This is a genomic window from Streptomyces sp. NPDC048111, assembly GCF_043202815.1.
Classification (GTDB): Bacteria; Actinomycetota; Actinomycetes; order Streptomycetales; family Streptomycetaceae; genus Streptomyces.
This window is the reverse complement of the sequence record NZ_JBIDBD010000011.1, coordinates 83293-100715: the sequence shown is the minus strand read 5'-3', so window position 1 is coordinate 100715 and position 17423 is coordinate 83293. Positions and strand designations below refer to the sequence as shown.

Genomic DNA, 17423 nt, shown 5'->3' with positions numbered 1-17423 from the left:
CGGGTCTGCGACGATGGGGACATGCGCGCGCGATACGGAATTCCCTTGGGTATCACGGCGGTCGGGGCCGCCGGACTCGCCTATGCGGCGGGCTTCGAGGCCAGATCGTTCCGGCTGCGGCGGGTGACGGTGCCGGTGCTGCCGCCGGGGGCGCGCCCGTTGCGCGTACTGCAGGTCTCGGACATCCACATGGTGAGCGGCCAGCGCAAGAAGCGGGCGTGGCTGCAGTCGCTCGCGGGCCTGCGTCCCGACTTCGTGGTGAACACCGGGGACAACCTGTCGGACCCGGAGGGCGTCCCCGAGGCGCTGGACGCGCTGGGCCCGCTGATGGAGTTCCCCGGCGTCTACGTCTTCGGCTCCAACGACTACTACGGCCCGAAGCTGCGCAACCCCGCCCGGTACCTGTTCGAGAAGGCGCAGGGCAAGCACGGCCTGAACGGGAACGCGCCCGCCGTGGGCGTGGTCCACAACCCGTGGGAGGACCTGCGGGACGCGTTCGACGCGGCGGGCTGGGTGAACCTGAACAACACCCGGGGCCGCCTCAAGCTGGACGGCATGGAGCTGGCCTTCACGGGCCTGGACGACCCGCACATCAAGCGGGACCGCTACACGCGGGTGGCCGGCGGTCCGGAGCGCGACGCGGACCTGTCGATCGCCGTGGTCCACGCCCCGTACCTGCGCTCCCTGGACTCCTTCACCACGGACGGCTACCCCCTGATCCTGGCCGGCCACACCCACGGCGGCCAGCTGTGCATCCCCTTCTACGGGGCCCTGGTCACCAACTGCGACCTGGACACGGGCCGGGCGAAGGGCCTGTCCAGCCACACGGTGGACGGCAGGAGCGCGTACCTCCACGTATCGGCGGGCTGCGGCACGAACCGCTACACCCCCCTCCGCTTCGCCTGCCCGCCGGAGGCGACGCTGCTGACGTTGGTGGGGCGGCGGGGGTAGCGGGGGCTTGGCCGGCCGGCGGGGCCCGGCCGGGAGGCCCCGGCTGGGAGGCCCGGCTGGGGCTCGCCCTGGGGGCTTGGCTGGCCGGCGGGGGCGGCTGGCCGGGCTGGGCGGGGGCTCGCCCTCAGGGCTGAGCGGGGCCGGCCGGGGACGGCAGGAGCGGCCCGTACCCCCTACGGTGAAGGGATGCGGTACGACCAGATATCCCCCCAAAAACTCGTCCCCCGCACATCCCGAACCACCGGCACCACCGGGATTTCCGGCACCACCGGGATTACGGGAGCCACCGGAGCCACTGGCACCACCGGAGCCACCCGCACAACTCGCCCCACCCGCACAGCCCGCACGGCCCACGTCCCCCCATCCGTGGTCCTGCCGAACCGGCGCCGCCCGTACGCGGCGGCGTTCCGCGCGCTGATCTGCGTGGCGGCACTGACGGGCATCGTGATCGACCTGGTCACCGGCAGCCCGCTGCGCGTCCTGAGCTACTTCACGATCCAGTCGAACGTACTGGTGGCGGTGGCGTTCGGCTGGTCGGCGGTGCGGGCGTGGCGGGCGGCCCCGCCGCTGCCGCCGCGCGTGACCGGGGGCGTCCTGCTGTACATCGCGATCACGGGTCTGGTGTACCACCTGATCCTGGCGAACAGCGCGAGCGGCTTCTCGATGACGGACGACCCGACGGCGCTGGTGACGGGCTGGCGGACCGCCTCGAACCAGCTCCTGCACACGGTGACCCCGCTCGGCGCCCTCCTGGACTGGCTGCTCCTGACCCGCCCGGGCGGCCTGCGCCCCCGCCACGCGGCGCAGTGGCTCCTGTACCCCCTGGCGTACTTCGCCTTCGCCCTGATCCGGGGCGCCCTGATCACCCCCGGCACGGCGGGCCGCTACCCGTACCCCTTCCTCGACGTGGCCCAGCACGGCTACCCGGCCGTCCTGACCAACGCGCTGATCCTGGGCGCGGCCTTCTACGCCCTGGCCCTGACGATCACCGGCCTCGACCGCGTCCGCCCCTGCCCGCACGGCCCCGAAAACCGGATTTCGTCTCCGGCCGCCAGTGGGCTAAAGTAAACGACGTCGCCGCGACAAGCGGAGACAATCGGGGTGTAGCGCAGCTTGGCAGCGCGCTTCGTTCGGGACGAAGAGGTCGTGGGTTCAAATCCCGCCACCCCGACAGCTAAGTAGCAGATCAGGGCCACCGACTCACGTGAGTCGGTGGCCCTGATTCGTTGTGCGTGTCCATCTGCGTGACTACGGCTTCTGATCTTGCTTGAAGATGCCGTCCATCACGGTCGCTCCGGTCTGGATCACGGGGCGGATCTGCTTCCGGTAGACCTCTTCGGTCACGGCAGTACCGGAGTGGCCGACGAGTCGAGAGATCTCCTCCAGGGGTACGCCACTGTCGGAGAGCAGCGAGACGAAGCGTCCGCCGGGACCTCCCCGCCTTGGTGTCCCCGCCACGCCGGCCCGAGCGCCACACGGCGATGTGCGGAGGCTACGGAGGATTGGCCTCCGACCTGCCCTAGAGGTACGAGCACCGGTCAGAAGGACGACGGCGATGTCCACGTACATGGAACTCCCCTCAGCAGCCTTGAGCACGGCCTCTGCCTGCCCCAAGGTGAACGCCTTGGACGGACGTCCTGGACGGACACCCCCGACGGACGGCCGGAAGGAGCACAGCTCGACGACGTCGCGCTTCACCGTGTCTCGCGCCATGGCCCACTTGACCGAACGGTTCAGGCAGGAGTGCACACTCTGCACCGTGCGCGTACTGAGCGATCTCGCCTTGATAGCCAGCCAGCGATCAACGTCCTCCGCACTGAGATCACGCAGCTTCCGGCTCCCGGGCTCGGGATCACGTGAGTTCGACTCAGCCCAGTAATAGTCTCGATCGTGCGGTCGTCCCGCCCCGCCAGGCCGTAGGCAAGTCAGTCGTTGACCGCATCCGCGACTGTGCAGTTCGTGGGTGCGATGGTGAGCCCGTCCTCGTGATCGCGCAGCACCTCCTTCAGCTTGCATCGGCGAGAAGGGCCGACTCCTTGCGATCCGCCGTGCTGACAAAGGCACTTGGGAATTCCCGGGCGGCGTATCCGAACTCAACGAGACTCCTGAGACCGGCGTCGCCCGCGAGGTCTTCGAGGAGACGGGCATCCATGTAGAGGTGGACCAGCTCACCGGGGCCTACAAGAACACCACCAGGGGCATCGTCGCCCTGGTCTTCCGCTGCAAGCCCTCAGGCGGCACCGAGTGCACGTCCAGCGAATCAACCGCGGTCGGCTGGCTCACGCTGGAAGAGGTCAGCGAGCGCATGGCGAGGTCTTCGCGATCCGTCTCCTGGACGCGTTGGACGGCAACGGTCCTCATGTGCGGAGCCATGACGGCAAGAGCCCGATCGCAGCACGGTAGAACTTTCCCTACTTCAGCAAGCACCCGGCTGCGCTCCCCTCCGGCGGGCGGGCTTCCCGGCTGCGCCGACGCCCGCCCACTGTGGATAGGCCCGGAGGTCATGAGTCGAGCCCCCGACGACGCGGCCCACGGTCACAGATGATGCCTCCGGCGGGGGATCGGCCGGCACCGGGGGGAGGGGGGCTCCGTTCCCGGCCGCGGGCACATCGTGGTGAGCGTGGGGGGCTCCCATCCCGTCCGCCGTCGACCCAGGCAGAGCCGAGCAGACGCGGCCCATGGCGTCCAGGTCGTTCGTACAGTGGCGCGCTCCACCTGGACGCCATGAACCACGTCCGCTCCACGGTGTGTGGGTCGATGGCGGACGGGATGGGAGCAGGGGAGAGTGGTGGGGTGAGGCAGGCTATGAATCACTCGACGGCCGACTTGACTTGATCTCCCAAATCGAGTTCTATCGAGGTGCGGGCTGAACCTGTCCTCCTTGACAGGTGTAGGTCTGCGATCAGGGCCCTCCTTTACGGAGGGCCTCTTTTTTGCCTCAACGAGGCCAATGGACGATCCCGTCGGGGCGGCTTGTGGACACTTCAGCCAAAACCCGGGACCCCAATTCCCCCCACATCTTCTCGTTGCACACCGCTCCCGACTTCCCCTCCGGTGGCACGATCCTTCTATACGCGGCATAAGCGCATAGGTCGGCAAGCTGGATGAAGTAGGAGTCGTCAGACTTGCGCGAGATTGGATCTTCTACGAAGTAGGGAGCCTGAACCAAAGCCCCGCGTGCATCCCAACTGACCCGCCGAAACGCCCTGTGCAGGGACTTGATCTTCTTGTCCTCGCCCTCGTCATGCACGAGGGCGATCGGAACGCTCGACTGTGTAGATCGCTCGCGTAGCCGCTGCATCAAGTACTTCCATGCAATCTCAGACGGATCACGCGGTTTGGTCATCTTGCGCTTATCGATGACCACGGCAAAAACGCCAGAAGAAACAAGAATCAGCGTCTTCATGTGCGTCTGGTAGATGTCTCGTCTTTGGCCATCCCCCAAGCCGTAGCGCTTGAGATCTCCCCGGCTCCTGAGCAGGTAATTAGCCTTGATCTCGTCTCGCAACCGCACGCCGTATTGTTTGCCGATCGAGCGGCGCATCTTGGCGAGAACATCCAGCCTCTGAGTCCAGCCATCAGCCGGAACGAGCACACAAGCCAGGATGTACGTAGATGAGCCTCCAGTGGACATTCCAGAGTCCCCGGTCTCGTCTACGTAGGCCCATTCGAACGACGGACGCTCAGCCTGAGCAAGCAGCTCTCCAGCCGAACCCACCCCATTGAGATCCATAGGCAACCCCCTGATGATCTGGCATCAGGGTAGATCTGACAGCGCAGGCCGACTACCGATTCGCGCTTTCCTGCGGGAACCGAGGACCGGGCACGCGTGATTGAGAGCTTTGCAGTACAGCAGCGAAGTACCGCAACCTCAGCAAACGTCTACGTCCCGGGAGACCCCCGCGGGAACCCGAAGGCGACTGGTACGACCGCTGGCGACCGATCCACATAGAGCTACGGATCAGAAGCCCCCGCACGCCCACTCCGCTCAGACCGGGTGGGCGTACGGGGGCAACTAGCAGGTTTCCTAATCGAGGCTCCTACTCCCGCCAGCTCTGCCAAACTCCGTCCATGAGGCGGTGTGCTGGCGTTACACGGCAACGGCATGGCTGCGGGAACCCGGCTGGACGAAGCGGGTTCTGCCACGTGCACGGGGGTGGTGCAGGCGCTAGAAGGCCTCGAAACTTCGCGCCGGCGAGACCGCAACGAGTAACTGTCACCCCTGTTCCCCCACCCAAGCGCAGACGTAGAGGCTGGTGGTGGAAGTGGCGCTGGTTCGTCGTGGGTTGGTTCGAGTGGCTGCGCAACCGAGTCGGAGCGGGCCCGCATAGCTGAGCGGCGCTTAGCGCGAACCGAACCAGGGCAACTGCCTGTGCCAGACCCGTGTCAGATCGGCCGGAGGAAGCACGGTGGGGTAGGCGCCGACACCACGAGCCTATCGAATCGCTCTGCCGCAGGTCAGGCATCCAACTACCCTTAGATCTACGGAGCTTACCAAGCTCGTGTCTTCCTGCCTTGACCCAATCGCTCCGCACTGGTCGGCTGAGCATGTGGCCACCGATCCGAGCGAGTACGACAAGTCCATGCCGGCCGTTGCGGCGCACCTCGCAAAGGTCGAGCGGGCGGTTGATCGCACTCGCGCCTCGCATGGTGGACAGCCGTATGCCGAAGTGCACCAGGCGCTCGTTGAAGCTCTGCAAACAGAGGACGCCCAACGCGTTGTACCGCAGGTCGTCGAGGAGTTTGCGCGGCAGATCTCCGAGTTGCCAACGAACCAGTGACGGGTGGGCGGTGAGTGTCTAACTGCGTGACAACCGCGAACAACCGTGGACGCCAGTGGACTATCAGCGCAGGTGGAAGGCACAGCAGCCCAAGGTGAGCGAGCATCCCGAGTTGCTTCGGGACGAAGAGGTCGGTCGTCGACTGAGGCACCGTGCCGACGAGGCCGTCGCCAACACGGACTTGCTGTCAGTGACCCCCGTCCAGCCTTGAACCACTGTCGTCCCCTAGGAGAAGCAGGGCCCGGCGGGTCGCGACTGGCGTTGGCGTCGCGGGCGCCCGGGGGCGTCGCGCAGAATGGGGGTCGAACCAGATCCCGTCGCTCGTGGCGTTCCCTTGAGGAAGGTTCAACACACATTGTCCGGAACGGATCGAAACGCGGACCAGGGCTCCTCCCCTCCGGTCTTAGTGAGCGCGGCGCGACGGGTACGCCGACTCCAGGCACCCCTGATCGCCGCTCTCGGAACGGTGCTGTCGGTGGTGTTCGCCTTTGTGCTGTGGGCGCTGGTGGAGGCGAACGGGCCGGCGTACGACAACCTTCAGCGGCGTGCCTGGTTGGAGACGGCGACAACGACCGCAGCCGTACTGGTGGGCATAGTCGGAGTCGTCGCGTCCTTGCTGTGGGCGGCAAATCGAGCCTTCACCACAGAGGCGGCCAGTGCGCAGAGCCACGTCGAGGCCGTCGACGTTCCCAACTTCAACATCACCGGCAACGGCGCCCAGATCTACCTTCAGCCCCGTGATTCCCCGGCGAAAAGTGGTCAGTTCGGGACCGCGGCGCTCCTGGAACCCGACCCTCAGGTCTCGATGCTGACCCAGATCTACGCGCACGGTCTCGCTCAGGCGAAGGTCAGCTTCTTCGTCAGCATCGTGTTCGGGATGGTGGGGTCGGCCGTTCTGCTGACCGGGGTCGCCCTGGCGATCATGCACGCAGACAGCGACGGGAGTCGGTACGGGGCGATCGTGACGCAGACTGCTGGAGCGGTCATCAACCTGCTGGCCGGGGTCTTCTTCCTGCAATCGAATCGCACGCGCCGCGACATGGGGGCGCAGGGCGTCATGCTCCGCGACGACAGCAGGTTCGATCGCAGCCTGAAGGCTGCCGGCGTCCTGTCCGACAACATCACTGACGGAGCGCTGCGCAATCAGGTGCGTGCCCAGATGGCCCTACAACTGGTGGGTGGCCAGTTCGACGCGACACCAGCGCCCGAACCGGATGAGATGGACGGCTCCTGTCCCGAGCCGCCGTCGGGCGATGCAGCGGCTTGGCCTCCCCACGCGGGCTCATAGCTGCCCATGGCATCCTCCTGGGGCCCCAGAGGTGCAGTGCGAGCGGCGTCCGGAGAACATCCGGCCCGGGATGAGGTCCAACTGGGTTTGGAAGTACTGAAGATGGGGGTGCCGTCACAGGATGGGGAATCGATGCGATGGTTCCGTAGCTACTGGGGCGAAGCAGACACCTGGTTCTACTTCGAGGTGGGTGACGACGGTTGGGTCCGTCGGCAGATCGAACTTGAGGGGCCCGCGCTGCGCCCCGTCGCAGCCGCGACCGCCGAAGACGACGATGCTCGATACGGGTTCACTGCCGAGTCGCCCGTCACCGATTGGGAGGGGCACGTCGAAGTGCCGCTGACGTTGCGGGAGTTCGAGGTGGTTTGGGTTGATGCTCGGCAACGGCTCATGGCAGGCCCGGTCTGAGGCACCGGTCGGCTCTGGGGCACCGGTCGACTCCGGGGTACCGGTCGACTCCGGGGTACCGGTCAACACTGGCGCGCTCTCCTTGGCCGCCCTCGCTCCCGTAGACGCGCCGAACGTACTGACCGCGTGCGCGCCGGGCCGGGTGGCGCCTCCCATGCGCCCTGCCGCGAGTCCGGGCCTGCCCTCACGCTGATTGTCGACAGGAGACAACTGGCCGGCGGGCGCTGGGGGTTCACCATGGGTGAGTGGAAGCAAGGGTATTGCCGGTGGCCGACCGCGGCCGGCGGTCGTTGCCGGAACAAGACGATGAAGGGCACATCGCGCTGCCACCTCCACCAGGGTGACTGGACCAAGCGCGGACAAGCCGAGCTGAAGAAGAAGGTGCGGGGGCGCCGCAGGAAGTGAGGCGAAGGTGCGGAGTGTGGGGGTGTCTGTCCTCCGGACGACAGCTCCGCATAAGCGGTTCGGGTCTGCTCCTCGGGACGGACGCTCCGCATAAGCGGTTCGGGTGCTGCTGCTCGGGACGGACGCTCCGCATATTCGGTTCGGTGCTGCTCCTCGGGACGGCAGTCCCGCCGAACCTGGCCCTCAGCCCAGCCAGGCCCGGCTCGGGGCGACCGAGCGCGGGACCGTCCACGCCCGTCCTCCTCACGCATCGTCACGAATGCGTTACAACCCCGAATATGCCAGCGCTCACATTCCCGCGCGGTAAGACGATGTCCTTCTGCGTTTGCCGGGATTGTCCGGGGGTGCGGTGCTGGTGTGCCGCGTGCCGTGACGATGAGAGGTGGGGACATGGGTGCTTATCGGTTCAATCCGCCTCCGGGTGGCCCGCGCCGCCCCCGGGATGGGTGCCGCCTCCGGACTGGCGGCCCGAGCCCTCCTGGCCTCCGCCGCCCGCGGGATGGCAGCTGTGGATTCTGGAGGACGGGTCGCCCGCCGGATCCGCCGGCGCCCCCGTCGACATGCCCCTCGCGGGGCCCGGGGCTGGGGCGGGACCCGGGACGTACAGCGGGACGTGGTCCGGCAACGGCCCCGGTACCGACCCCGGGATCGCTCCCGGGGCGTGGACCAGCGTCGGCCCCGGCAGCGCCCCCGGCCCCGGCACTCCCACCCCCCTCCCCTCCCCCCGCAAGGCCGGGCTCTTTGGGCGGCGGCGGGTGGACGGGCTGTCCGAGGCCGATGCCCTGCGGGCCTGGATCGCGCAGACGCAGGGGCTGGACGCCGTTCGGGTCGCGGATCTCGTACGGCAGGTCGAGGCGGAGGCCGGCGCGCTGCGTGAGAGGGCGTCCGCCGAGGCCGCCGAGGTGGCTGCGGGGGTGCTCAAGGACGCCCGCGACACGGCGAAGGAGATCCTCGACGACGCCCGGCGGACCGCGAAGGAGACGGAACGGACCCGCAAGGACGCCGACCGGCAGCGCAAGGAACTCGCCGACGCGGGACGCCAACTCGCCGAGCTGCAGGCCCGGATCGTCAACGCCGACGAGACGGCGATGCTCCAGGAGGCCGGCATCTACGCCTACCGGCACGCCCTGCACGACGCGATCGCCTACCGCAGCCGGCTCGACACCCTCCAGAACGAGATCAAGGAACTCGCCCGCGCGGGCCGTGCCGTGCAGGCGGCCACCGACTGGACAGTCAACGGGTCCAAGCGCGAGGGCATGAAGATGGTCCGCGACTTCTCCAAGCTCATGCTGCGCGCCTACAACGCCGAGGCGGACTACGCCGTACGGTCCATGCGTCCGCACCGGCTCAGCTCCCTCGTGGACCGGCTCTTCAAGAGCCGCGAGACGATCGCCAGGCTCGGCGCCACCATGCACATCCGGATCACCGACGAGTACCACAACGCGCGCGTACGGGAGTTGGAGCTCACCGCCGACTTCCTGCAGAAGAAGGAGGAGGAGAAGGAGGCGCAGCGCGAAGTGCGGGCCCGGGAGCGCGAGGAGGCCGCCGTCCAGCGGGAACTCGACCGGCAGCGCGAGAAGTTGAACAAGGAGCTCGGGCACTACCAGGCGGCCCTTGAGCGTCTGCGCGAGCGCGGGGACGCGGCGGCCGTCGCGGAGATGGAGGCCAAACTGGCCGAGATCGACGACGCCTTGCGGGACGTCGACTCCCGGGCCGCCAACATCCGCGCCGGCTACGTCTATGTCATCTCGAACATCGGCGCCTTCGGCGATCGCATGGTGAAGATCGGCATGACGCGGCGTCTCGAACCCCTGGAGCGCGTCTACGAGTTGAGCGGCGCGGCCGTGCCCTTCCGCTTCGACGTCCATGCGCTGATCTTCAGCAAGGACGCCGTCGGCCTGGAGGCGGACCTGCACCGTCAGTTCGCCTCGCGGCGGGTCAATCAGGTCAACAGTCGCAAGGAGTTCTTCTACGTCACCCCGGCGGAGGTGCGCCAGGCGCTCCAGCGGTTCGCCGGGCAGCACCTGATCGAGTTCACCGAGGAGCCGCAGGCCCTGGAGTGGCGGGCCGGGCAGCGTGGGGGCGGGGCTGCCGCCGCCTGACGCCGCTTATGCCCGTTGACACCTCAACACCGTTGACGCTGCCGAAGTGGGGACGGGCGGGCCGGCCGTGGTTCGGCTCCCGGGGGCCCACGCGGGGGCTCCGCCCCCTGCACCCCTCTCGGGGGCTGCGCCCCCGGCCCCCCCTTCGCCCCTGAACGGCGCTCGTCCTCAAACGCCGGACGGGCTGAGGGTGCGCATGCTGGCCAGCACCGGTGCTGCTTAGGGGCGCGGGGAACTCCGCAAACCTCGGCCACTCCAGCGCCGCCAGGGGCGCGGGGAACTGCGCGAGAAGCGAGCACGATCCGCACCCGGACCGCCCTTCGGAGTACCCCCGGACCACCACAGCGCCGGCGCACGCCCCCAATTTCATTGAACGCTCACCTATTACCCAGCACCGCCCTAAAGTCATCGCCCTGGCAAACACCTGCTCCCCGCTCTACGGCCGGACCGTGCGTGCGCGCGTGCCGGGGAGTGGGCCGCGGGTGGCGCAACTAGGGGGACCCACATGGCACCACCACAGCGCAGGCCCCGGCCCACGGCGCGAGACCAGCGGAACGCGCTCGTCGGGTGCGGCATCCTGCTCGCCGCGCTGCTCGGGATCGGCGGGTGCGGCGCCCTCATCAACGGGGGCGGCGGAGGCGGCCCAGCACCCGCGTCCACCGGCGCCTCCGCGGCCATCGCCGTCAAGAGCTACGTCGGCATGGGGCTCCAGGCCGCCCAGGACGCCGCCCAGAGCGACGGCATCTCCAAGCTCGCTTCCACGGACGCCACCGGCCGGCACCGCAGCCAGCTGTGGGACCGCAACTGGACCGTCTGCGCCCAGACCCCCGCGGCCGGCACCACCATGACCGCCGCCGACACCCTCCGCTTCGACACGGTCAAGTCCAGCGAGGGCGAGACCTGCACGGCCTCCACCCCCGCCGGGTCGCCCTCCGCTGCCACCCCCACCCCCACCGCCACCGCCACCGGAAGCCCTGGCGGAGATGGCACCAACTCTGCCTCCAGTGACGGCAGTTCGCGCCGCCCGGCAGCCGGTTCCGGCACAAGCGCAGGCGCAGGCGGGCACCGCGATACCACCGGCAGCTCGCCGTCCACCGGCCGCAGCGGCTCCACCCCGTCGACCGGCCACTCCTCCAGCTCGACCTCCTCCACCGGCGGCTCCGGCCACTCCTCGACAGGAGGCAGCACCACATCCGGAGGCAGCTCCTCCAGTGGCTCCCAGCACGCCCCCTCCGGCGCCACCGCCCAGTGCGTCGACGGCACGTACAGCTACTCCGCCCACCGCCGCGGCACCTGCTCCCACCACGGCGGCGTGGCGCGCTGGCTGGCCGACCTTCCCTCGTAGCCCACGGGGCCCCCGCCGTACCGGTCCCAGACCGCAGGCATGGCGGTCCGGACGGCCGACGCCCCCTCGCACCCCACACGGCCCCGCCAGCGCCACCCCGCCCGCACCCGACCCCCACGGACCGCACCCACCCACCGCCCACCCACCCCCGCAGAACCACCCCCTCCTCGTGGCACACTCGGCAGGGGTGCCTGCCGAAGCAGGGGTGCCTGCCGAAGGGGGAACGGCGTGGGGTCGTCGGAGTTGCTCATCGTCCTCGACCGGGACGGCGGCACGCCGTTGCAGCAACAGCTCTGTGATCAGATCACGGCCCTGGTGCGCGCGGGCCGGCTACGGCCGGGGGACAGCGTGCCCGCCTCCCGTGAGCTGGCCCAGCAGCTCGATGTGTCCCGCACCGTCGTCACCCGCGCCTACGAACTGCTGCGCGCGAACAGCGTCATCGTGGCCAAGCGCGGTTCGGGGACCCGGATCGCGCCCCGGGCCGCTGAGCGGGGCATCGCTCAACCCCCCGCACAACGAGCCGAGTTGGCTCCGCAGCCGCCGCGTCCCACTGACGGCAGCAGCGCCCTGTGGCAGCCCTGGGAGCCGGCGCCCTCGCACCGGCCGAGCGGCGCGCTCGACTTCCGGCACGGCACGCCGGCGCTCGCCGAGTTCCCCGTGGCCCGCTGGCGCCAGTCGCTGCACGACGCGTACGGGCGGGCCGATGTGGCCGCGCTCGGGTACGGGCCCGCCGAGGGGTCCTCGACCCTGCGCACCGAGATCGCCACGCTGCTGCGCCGCAGCCGGGCCCTGGACGCCTCGCCCGACCACATCATGGTGACCAGCGGCGCCACGCAGGCCCTGGACATCCTGGTGCGCATGCTGGTCGGGCCCGGTGACGTGGTGGTGATCGAGGACCCGAGCCACACCGTCCTGCGCCAGGTCTTCGGCTGCTCGCGGGCGCACGTCGTGCCGGTGCCGGTGGACGAACAGGGGCTGCGGGTCGGCGACATCGACGCCGCCGTCCGCGCCCACGGCCACGACCCGCAGGGCGTGAAGCTGGTGTACGTGACGCCCTCGCACCAGTTCCCCACCGGCGTCATCCTGTCCGGGGAGCGCCGCCGGGCGCTGGTGCGATGGGCGTACGGGCGCGGTGCGACCGTCCTGGAGGACGACTACCACAACGAGTTCACCTTCACCGGGGAGCGCCTTCCCGCGCTCGCCGCCGAGCGGCACCGCGACACCGTGGTGTACGTCGGAAGCTTCAGCAAGACGCTCTTCCCGGCGCTGCGCATCGGCTACGCGGTGCTGCCCCCGCAGCTGGTGCAGCCCTTCCTGGGGATCAAGTGGATCACCGACCGGCTCACCCCGACGGTCGCCCAGGAGGCGCTGGCCGACTTCGTGGCGACCGGCGCCTACGCCCGTCACATCAGCCGCATGACCCGGCTGTACCGCCAGCGCCGGGGCCGGCTCCTGGAGGCCCTGTACGAGCACTTCGGGGCGGAGGTGCGCATCTCGGGCGAGGCGGCCGGCCTGCACGTGCTGGTCACCCTGACCGGTGCGCGCGACACGGCCGAGGAGCGGATCGCCGAGGTGGCGGCCGGGCGTGGGGTGCGGATCTACCCCGCGTCCGGCTACTTCGTCGAGGACCCGCCGGACGGCCCGACGTTCCTGATGGGCTACGCGGCGCTGCCCGCCCCGCGCATCACCCGCGGCGTCGCCCTGCTCGCGGACGCGGTGCGGGAGGCGACGGGGCGCGGCGGCGGGCCGACGGCGTCCGCCGGGACGGATACCTAGGCCTCAACTCCCCTGCTGGGACGGCTCGGTGAAGCGCGGGCGGTGGAAGCGGGGGCCGTGGCCGTACGGGACGGTGCAGTCGAAGTGGGCCTTCGCGGTGCGGCCGTCGGCGGACAGGCCGGGCGCGTACGCGGTGGACTGCGTCGGGTCGAGCGGGAAGCCGAGCCGGTCGGGCAGCACGCTCAGGTCGCGGTCGGCCTGGAGCCGGGTGGTCATCGCCCACCACAGGTCGGCGTCCGACTCGATGTCGACGTCCTCGTCCACCGAGACCGCGAGCTTGGCCATCCGGAACTCCTCCAGGACCGACTCGGCCGCCTTGCGCACGGTCTCGTCGTCGGCCGGCGAACGCTTGGCCCGCCACTGGAGGACGACCATGAGCTGGCCGCCGCCCGCGGTGTGGCAGTGCACGCCCGCCACCGGCGCGTCCAGCTCGCGCAGCCGGGCGAGCACCGCCGCCTCCATGCCGAAGCCGAGCAGCACCGACTGCTCGTACCCGGGCCCCGAGACCGTCTGGAGGATGGCGCCCTCGCGCGCGGTGATCCCGGTGACCCGCACGGTCGGCAGGGCGGGGTGCGCACGGCCCCGGTAGCCGAGGAACTCCGGTGTGGCGTACGGGCCTTGAGGGTTCTCGGGGGCGGTGTCGGCGAGCAGTTCGCCCTCGATGACGTACTCGGCGTGCGCCACGCACTCCGCGTCCACGGTCCGGCAGCCGGTGAGTTCGACCGGCGCTCCGCCGAGGGCGCCCGCCACCGCCAGTTCGTCGATGTCGGGCGGCACCAGGGAGGCCGGGCAGCAGGAGGCGAGCAGGACCGCGGGCCCGAGGCCGAGGTGGATCGCGACCGGCAGGCTCTCGCCGCGGCGGGTGGCCGCCCGGTGCGCGGCCTCCAGGTCGCGGCCCGGCACCATCCACAGCGAGAGCCGGTCGGGGCCCTGGACGCACATCCGGTGGACGGACAGGTTGCGCACCCCGGTGTCGGGATCGGTCGCGAGGACGGAGCCGAGCGTGAGGTAGGGGCCCGCGTCCTCGTCGGTGAGGACGGGCACCGGCAGCGCGGTGAGGTCCGGTGCGAGCAGGGTGCGCACCGGTTCCCGGGCGCCCCGGCCGCGCACCGGGGCCACCGGCCGCCGCACCGCGTCCAGGATGCGGTGCGGCAGCAGGGCCGGGGTGGTGCCGAGCAGGGCGGCGGCCCGGCGCCGGGTGCCGTACAGGCCGATCAGCACGGCGCGGGCGGCGCCCCCGCCCGCCGGGACGACCCGCTCGAACAGGACCGCGGGGCCCGGCCCGGTCGGCGGCGGGGCGGGCGTGCCGGCCCACTTGGCGTACCGGGCCGAGACCCCGTAGCGGGCCGGCACCTCGGCCCGCTCCCGCACCAGCTCGCCGGGCATCGGGTCGAGCCCGGCGAGCGCGGTGCGCAGGTCGGCGAGCCGGCGCCCTGTCATGCCGCGCCCCCGGGGGCGCCGGCCGGGCCCGTGCGCGCCGCGGCCCGCCGCTCGGCGAGGAGCTCCATCTGGAGGTCGGTCAGTTCGCCGATCAGGGTGCGGTAGACGCTCTCGGCGATGCCCGGCGGCATGCCCTCCGCCTCGGCGATGGCGCGCACCTTGTCGATGACCTGGGCCACCCGGCCGGGCGAGCGCACGGTCTCCTCGTCGTTCTTGTACGTCGTCAACTCCCGCACCACCGCCGTGCGTCGGGCGAGCAGCGCGATGATCTGCCGGTCGAGCGCGTCGATGGACAGGCGCAGCTCGCCGATGCGTTCGGGGCCGGCGGCGGGCGTGGCCGCCGGCGTGGTGGAGGACGGGGTCGCGGACGGGGTCGCCGGCGTCGTGGAGGGCGTGGTCACGGGGCGGGCACCTCGTCGATCACGTAGACGACGGTCGCCTCGTCGTCGGAACCCTGCGAGCGGTGGCGCTCGTCGCCGGGGATGATGAAGCCCATGCCGGGGCGGCACGGCACGGAGCGGTCGTCGAAGTGGATGGTGAACTCGCCCTGGAGCACATAGCCCTGGTGGCCGCGTTCGCACCACTCCAACTCGTTGAATCCGGCGGGCAGTTCCATCAGGCGGATGCGCAGACCGCCGGTGTAGGCGATCTTCACCCGGCCGTCGGCGCCGGGCTTGTGCCACTTCTCCCAGGCAATGGCGTCGAAGTCGATGCCGACCAGGGCGGGCGGGGTCGTACTCACAGAGGGTCCTCCGATGGTGTCGGGTGGTGTGCCGGACGCGAGGGGTCCGGGCGGGGCGGTCGACGGCGTGGCTCAGGACAGCGAACGGCTGCGCTCCACGCGCTCGTTGCGGTCGTCCAGGGGCAGCACCGGCTCCCCGGTGTCCGCGCGGTGCCTGCGCAGCAGCAGGGTCATGTCGATCATGCGGTGGGCCATCCGCTCCAGGGCGTCGAGGCCCTCGGTGTCGTTCAGGCCCGGCTTGTCGGTGGTGTTGCGCAGCAGCGCGGGGAAGCCGCTGCCCACCAGGATCATGCGGTTGAGCAGCAGGTTGTCGACGAGCTGGTTGTGCACGGAGGCGTCGCTGTAGCGCCGGCCCGTGACGATGATGCCGCCGACCTTGTTGGCGAGCGGCCGGTCGAAGCGCAGGAACCCGACGCCCGCCCGCTCGATGAAGATCTGCATCAGGTGCGCGAGCCCGAAGCCGTGCACGGGCACCGCGTAGATGATCCCGTCGGCGCGCCGCATCTCCTCGACGACGGCCGGCATGTCGTCGGCCAGCGCGCACGGCAGGACACGGCTGTTGCAGTCGCCGCACGGGCTGCACGGCGAGATGCGCCGCTCGCGCAGGTGGAGCGTGCGGAACTCGGCCCCCCGGGCCCGCACGAGATCCCCCGCGTACTCCAGGGCCAGGTCGGTGTTGCCCCCCGCCCGCTCGGACCCCGATATGCCGAGGATGACGGGCCTGTCGTCGTGGTCGCCGATGACGGGCCTGTCGTCGTGGTCGCCGATGACGGGTCTGTCGCCTTGGTCGTCGCGGTCGTTCCGGTCGTTCCGTGCTCCCTGCATTCCGGTCCCCCCTCTCCCCGGGTCCCCGCCGGATCAGTCCGAGAGCTTTCCGGCGAAGTAGTCGATGTAGGCCTGCATGTCGAAGTGGCCGTGCCCGGACAGCGAGAAGAGGATGCTCTTCGCCTCGCCGGACTCCTTGCAGGCCAGCGCCTCGTCGATGGCCGCGCGCACGGCGTGCGTCGACTCGGGCGCGGGCACGATGCCCTCGGAGCGGGCGAAGGTGACGCCGGCCTCGAAGCAGGCGGTCTGCGGCACGGCCCGCGCTTCGAGCAGGTCCAGCTCCTTGAGCTGGCTGATGATGGGCGACATGCCGTGGTAGCGCAGGCCGCCCGCGTGGATGCTCGGGGGCACGAAGGTGTGGCCCAGGGTGTGCATCTTGGTGAGCGGGGTCATCCCGGCGGTGTCGCCGAAGTCGTACTCGAAGGAGCCCTGGGTCAGGGTCGGGCAGGAGGAGGGCTCCACCGCGATGGCCCGCACCGAACGCCCGCCGCGCAGCTGCTCGCCGAGGAACGGCAGGGCGAGGCCGCCGAAGTTGGAGCCGCCGCCGGCCGCGCCGATCACGATGTCCGGGTAGTCCTCGGCCAGCTCCATCTGGAGCAGGGCCTCCTTGCCGATGATCGTCTGGTGCATCAGCACGTGGTTGAGCACCGAGCCCAGCGCGTACTTGGCGCTGCCGCCGCTCTTGACGGCCGCCTCGACCGCCTCGGAGATGGCGAGGCCGAGGCTGCCCGGGGAGTCGGGGTCGGCGGCGAGCGCGGCGCGGCCCGCATCGGTCAGCTCGCTCGGGCTCGCGGTGACGCTCGCCCCGAACGTCTCCATCAGGCCCCGGCGGTAGGGCTTCTGCTGGTAGCTGACCTTCACCATGTAGACCTCGCAGACGAGGCCGAAGTACTGGCAGGCGAGCGCGAGCGAGCTGCCCCACTGACCGGCACCGGTCTCGGTGGTGAGGCGCTCCACGCCCGCCTGCTTGTTGTAGTACGCCTGCGGAATGGCGGTGTTGGGCTTGTGGCTGCCGGCCGGGCTGACGCCCTCGTTCTTGAAGTAGATGCGGGCCGGGGTGTCCAGGGCCTGCTCCAGACGGCGGGCCCGCACCAGCGGGCTGGGCCGCCACTGGCGGTAGACGTCGATGACGGCGCCCGGGATGTCGGTCTCGGGGGCGGTGGAGAATTCCTGGGCTATCAGTTCCGCCGGGAACAGCGGCTCCAGATCGGCCGGGGTGATCGGCTCGCGGGTGCCCGGGTGCAGCATCGGGTCCAGCGGCTTGGGCAGGTCGGCGACCACGTTGTACCAGGTGGTGGGGATCTGGGCTTCGGACAGCAGGAACTTCGTCTGCGACATGGGAACTTTCCTGTGAGAGAAG

General features: G+C 70.3%; 15 protein-coding genes, 1 tRNA gene and 1 pseudogene. 10 read left to right on the top strand and 7 right to left on the bottom strand.

What is annotated here, in order from left to right:
• Positions 1-21: 21 nt before the first annotated feature.
• The 3 genes from ACGF3I_RS19710 to ACGF3I_RS19700 all read left to right on the top strand — a co-directional run bounded on the left by ACGF3I_RS19710 (position 22) and on the right by ACGF3I_RS19700 (position 2122).
• Entirely contained in the window at positions 22-951 is a 930-nt protein-coding gene (locus ACGF3I_RS19710; protein WP_393133701.1) for a metallophosphoesterase, read from the top strand.
• Positions 952-1317: 366 nt separating this feature from the next.
• A complete protein-coding gene (locus ACGF3I_RS19705) occupies positions 1318-2019 on the top strand; it encodes a Pr6Pr family membrane protein (protein WP_393133699.1) in 702 nt (233 codons plus the stop codon).
• A 29-nt stretch (positions 2020-2048) separates the two neighbouring features.
• Positions 2049-2122 (top strand) — tRNA-Pro (locus ACGF3I_RS19700).
• A gap of 77 nt (positions 2123-2199) precedes the next feature.
• Here the strand turns inward: ACGF3I_RS19700 and ACGF3I_RS19695 are convergent.
• The gene (locus ACGF3I_RS19695) at positions 2200-2409 is read right to left on the bottom strand and encodes a hypothetical protein (protein ID WP_393133697.1); all 210 of its coding nucleotides are present in this window, start codon (positions 2407-2409) and stop codon (positions 2200-2202) included.
• A 556-nt stretch (positions 2410-2965) separates the two neighbouring features.
• Here ACGF3I_RS19695 and ACGF3I_RS19690 point away from each other — a divergent pair.
• Positions 2966-3354, top strand: a pseudogene (locus tag ACGF3I_RS19690) (NUDIX hydrolase).
• A 535-nt stretch (positions 3355-3889) separates the two neighbouring features.
• Here ACGF3I_RS19690 and ACGF3I_RS19685 read toward each other — a convergent pair.
• Positions 3890-4684 (bottom strand): DUF3800 domain-containing protein, encoded by a 795-nt coding sequence (locus ACGF3I_RS19685; RefSeq protein WP_393133695.1) that lies wholly within the window; start codon positions 4682-4684, stop codon positions 3890-3892.
• A gap of 817 nt (positions 4685-5501) precedes the next feature.
• On the opposite strand from ACGF3I_RS19685, the gene ACGF3I_RS19680 reads away from it, so the two are divergent.
• The 6 genes from ACGF3I_RS19680 (at position 5502) to ACGF3I_RS19655 (ending at position 13056) form a co-directional block, all read left to right on the top strand.
• Positions 5502-5732: a hypothetical protein gene (locus tag ACGF3I_RS19680; RefSeq protein ID WP_393133693.1), complete on the top strand. Its 231-nt coding sequence runs from the start codon at positions 5502-5504 to the stop codon at positions 5730-5732.
• 475 nt (positions 5733-6207) lie between these two features.
• Entirely contained in the window at positions 6208-7020 is an 813-nt protein-coding gene (locus tag ACGF3I_RS19675; RefSeq protein ID WP_393133691.1) for a hypothetical protein, read from the top strand.
• Between the two features lie 87 nt (positions 7021-7107).
• Positions 7108-7428 (top strand): hypothetical protein, encoded by a 321-nt coding sequence (locus tag ACGF3I_RS19670; protein WP_393133689.1) that lies wholly within the window; start codon positions 7108-7110, stop codon positions 7426-7428.
• 1160 nt (positions 7429-8588) lie between these two features.
• Complete coding sequence (locus ACGF3I_RS19665) at positions 8589-9935, top strand: DUF4041 domain-containing protein (RefSeq protein ID WP_393133687.1); 1347 nt, start codon at positions 8589-8591, stop codon at positions 9933-9935.
• 505 nt (positions 9936-10440) lie between these two features.
• On the top strand, positions 10441-11280 hold the full coding sequence (locus ACGF3I_RS19660; protein ID WP_393133685.1) for a DUF3761 domain-containing protein: 840 nt from the start codon (positions 10441-10443) through the stop codon (positions 11278-11280).
• Between the two features lie 228 nt (positions 11281-11508).
• Entirely contained in the window at positions 11509-13056 is a 1548-nt protein-coding gene (locus tag ACGF3I_RS19655; RefSeq protein ID WP_393133683.1) for a PLP-dependent aminotransferase family protein, read from the top strand.
• A 3-nt stretch (positions 13057-13059) separates the two neighbouring features.
• Here the strand turns inward: ACGF3I_RS19655 and ACGF3I_RS19650 are convergent, their stop codons facing one another.
• The 5 genes from ACGF3I_RS19650 to ACGF3I_RS19630 form a co-directional block, all read right to left on the bottom strand.
• The gene (locus ACGF3I_RS19650) at positions 13060-14496 is read right to left on the bottom strand and encodes a UbiD family decarboxylase (RefSeq protein ID WP_393133681.1); all 1437 of its coding nucleotides are present in this window, start codon (positions 14494-14496) and stop codon (positions 13060-13062) included.
• Entirely contained in the window at positions 14493-14897 is a 405-nt protein-coding gene (locus ACGF3I_RS19645; RefSeq protein WP_393133679.1) for a chorismate mutase, read from the bottom strand. Before ACGF3I_RS19645 ends, ACGF3I_RS19650 begins: the two co-directional genes overlap by 4 nt.
• The gene (locus tag ACGF3I_RS19640) at positions 14894-15238 is read right to left on the bottom strand and encodes a cupin domain-containing protein (RefSeq protein WP_393133678.1); all 345 of its coding nucleotides are present in this window, start codon (positions 15236-15238) and stop codon (positions 14894-14896) included. The genes ACGF3I_RS19645 and ACGF3I_RS19640 overlap by 4 nt, the downstream gene beginning before the upstream one ends.
• A gap of 72 nt (positions 15239-15310) precedes the next feature.
• The gene (locus tag ACGF3I_RS19635; RefSeq protein WP_393133676.1) at positions 15311-16063 is read right to left on the bottom strand and encodes a flavodoxin family protein; all 753 of its coding nucleotides are present in this window, start codon (positions 16061-16063) and stop codon (positions 15311-15313) included.
• A 33-nt stretch (positions 16064-16096) separates the two neighbouring features.
• The gene (locus ACGF3I_RS19630; protein ID WP_393133674.1) at positions 16097-17401 is read right to left on the bottom strand and encodes a TrpB-like pyridoxal phosphate-dependent enzyme; all 1305 of its coding nucleotides are present in this window, start codon (positions 17399-17401) and stop codon (positions 16097-16099) included.
• Positions 17402-17423 lie beyond the last annotated feature (22 nt).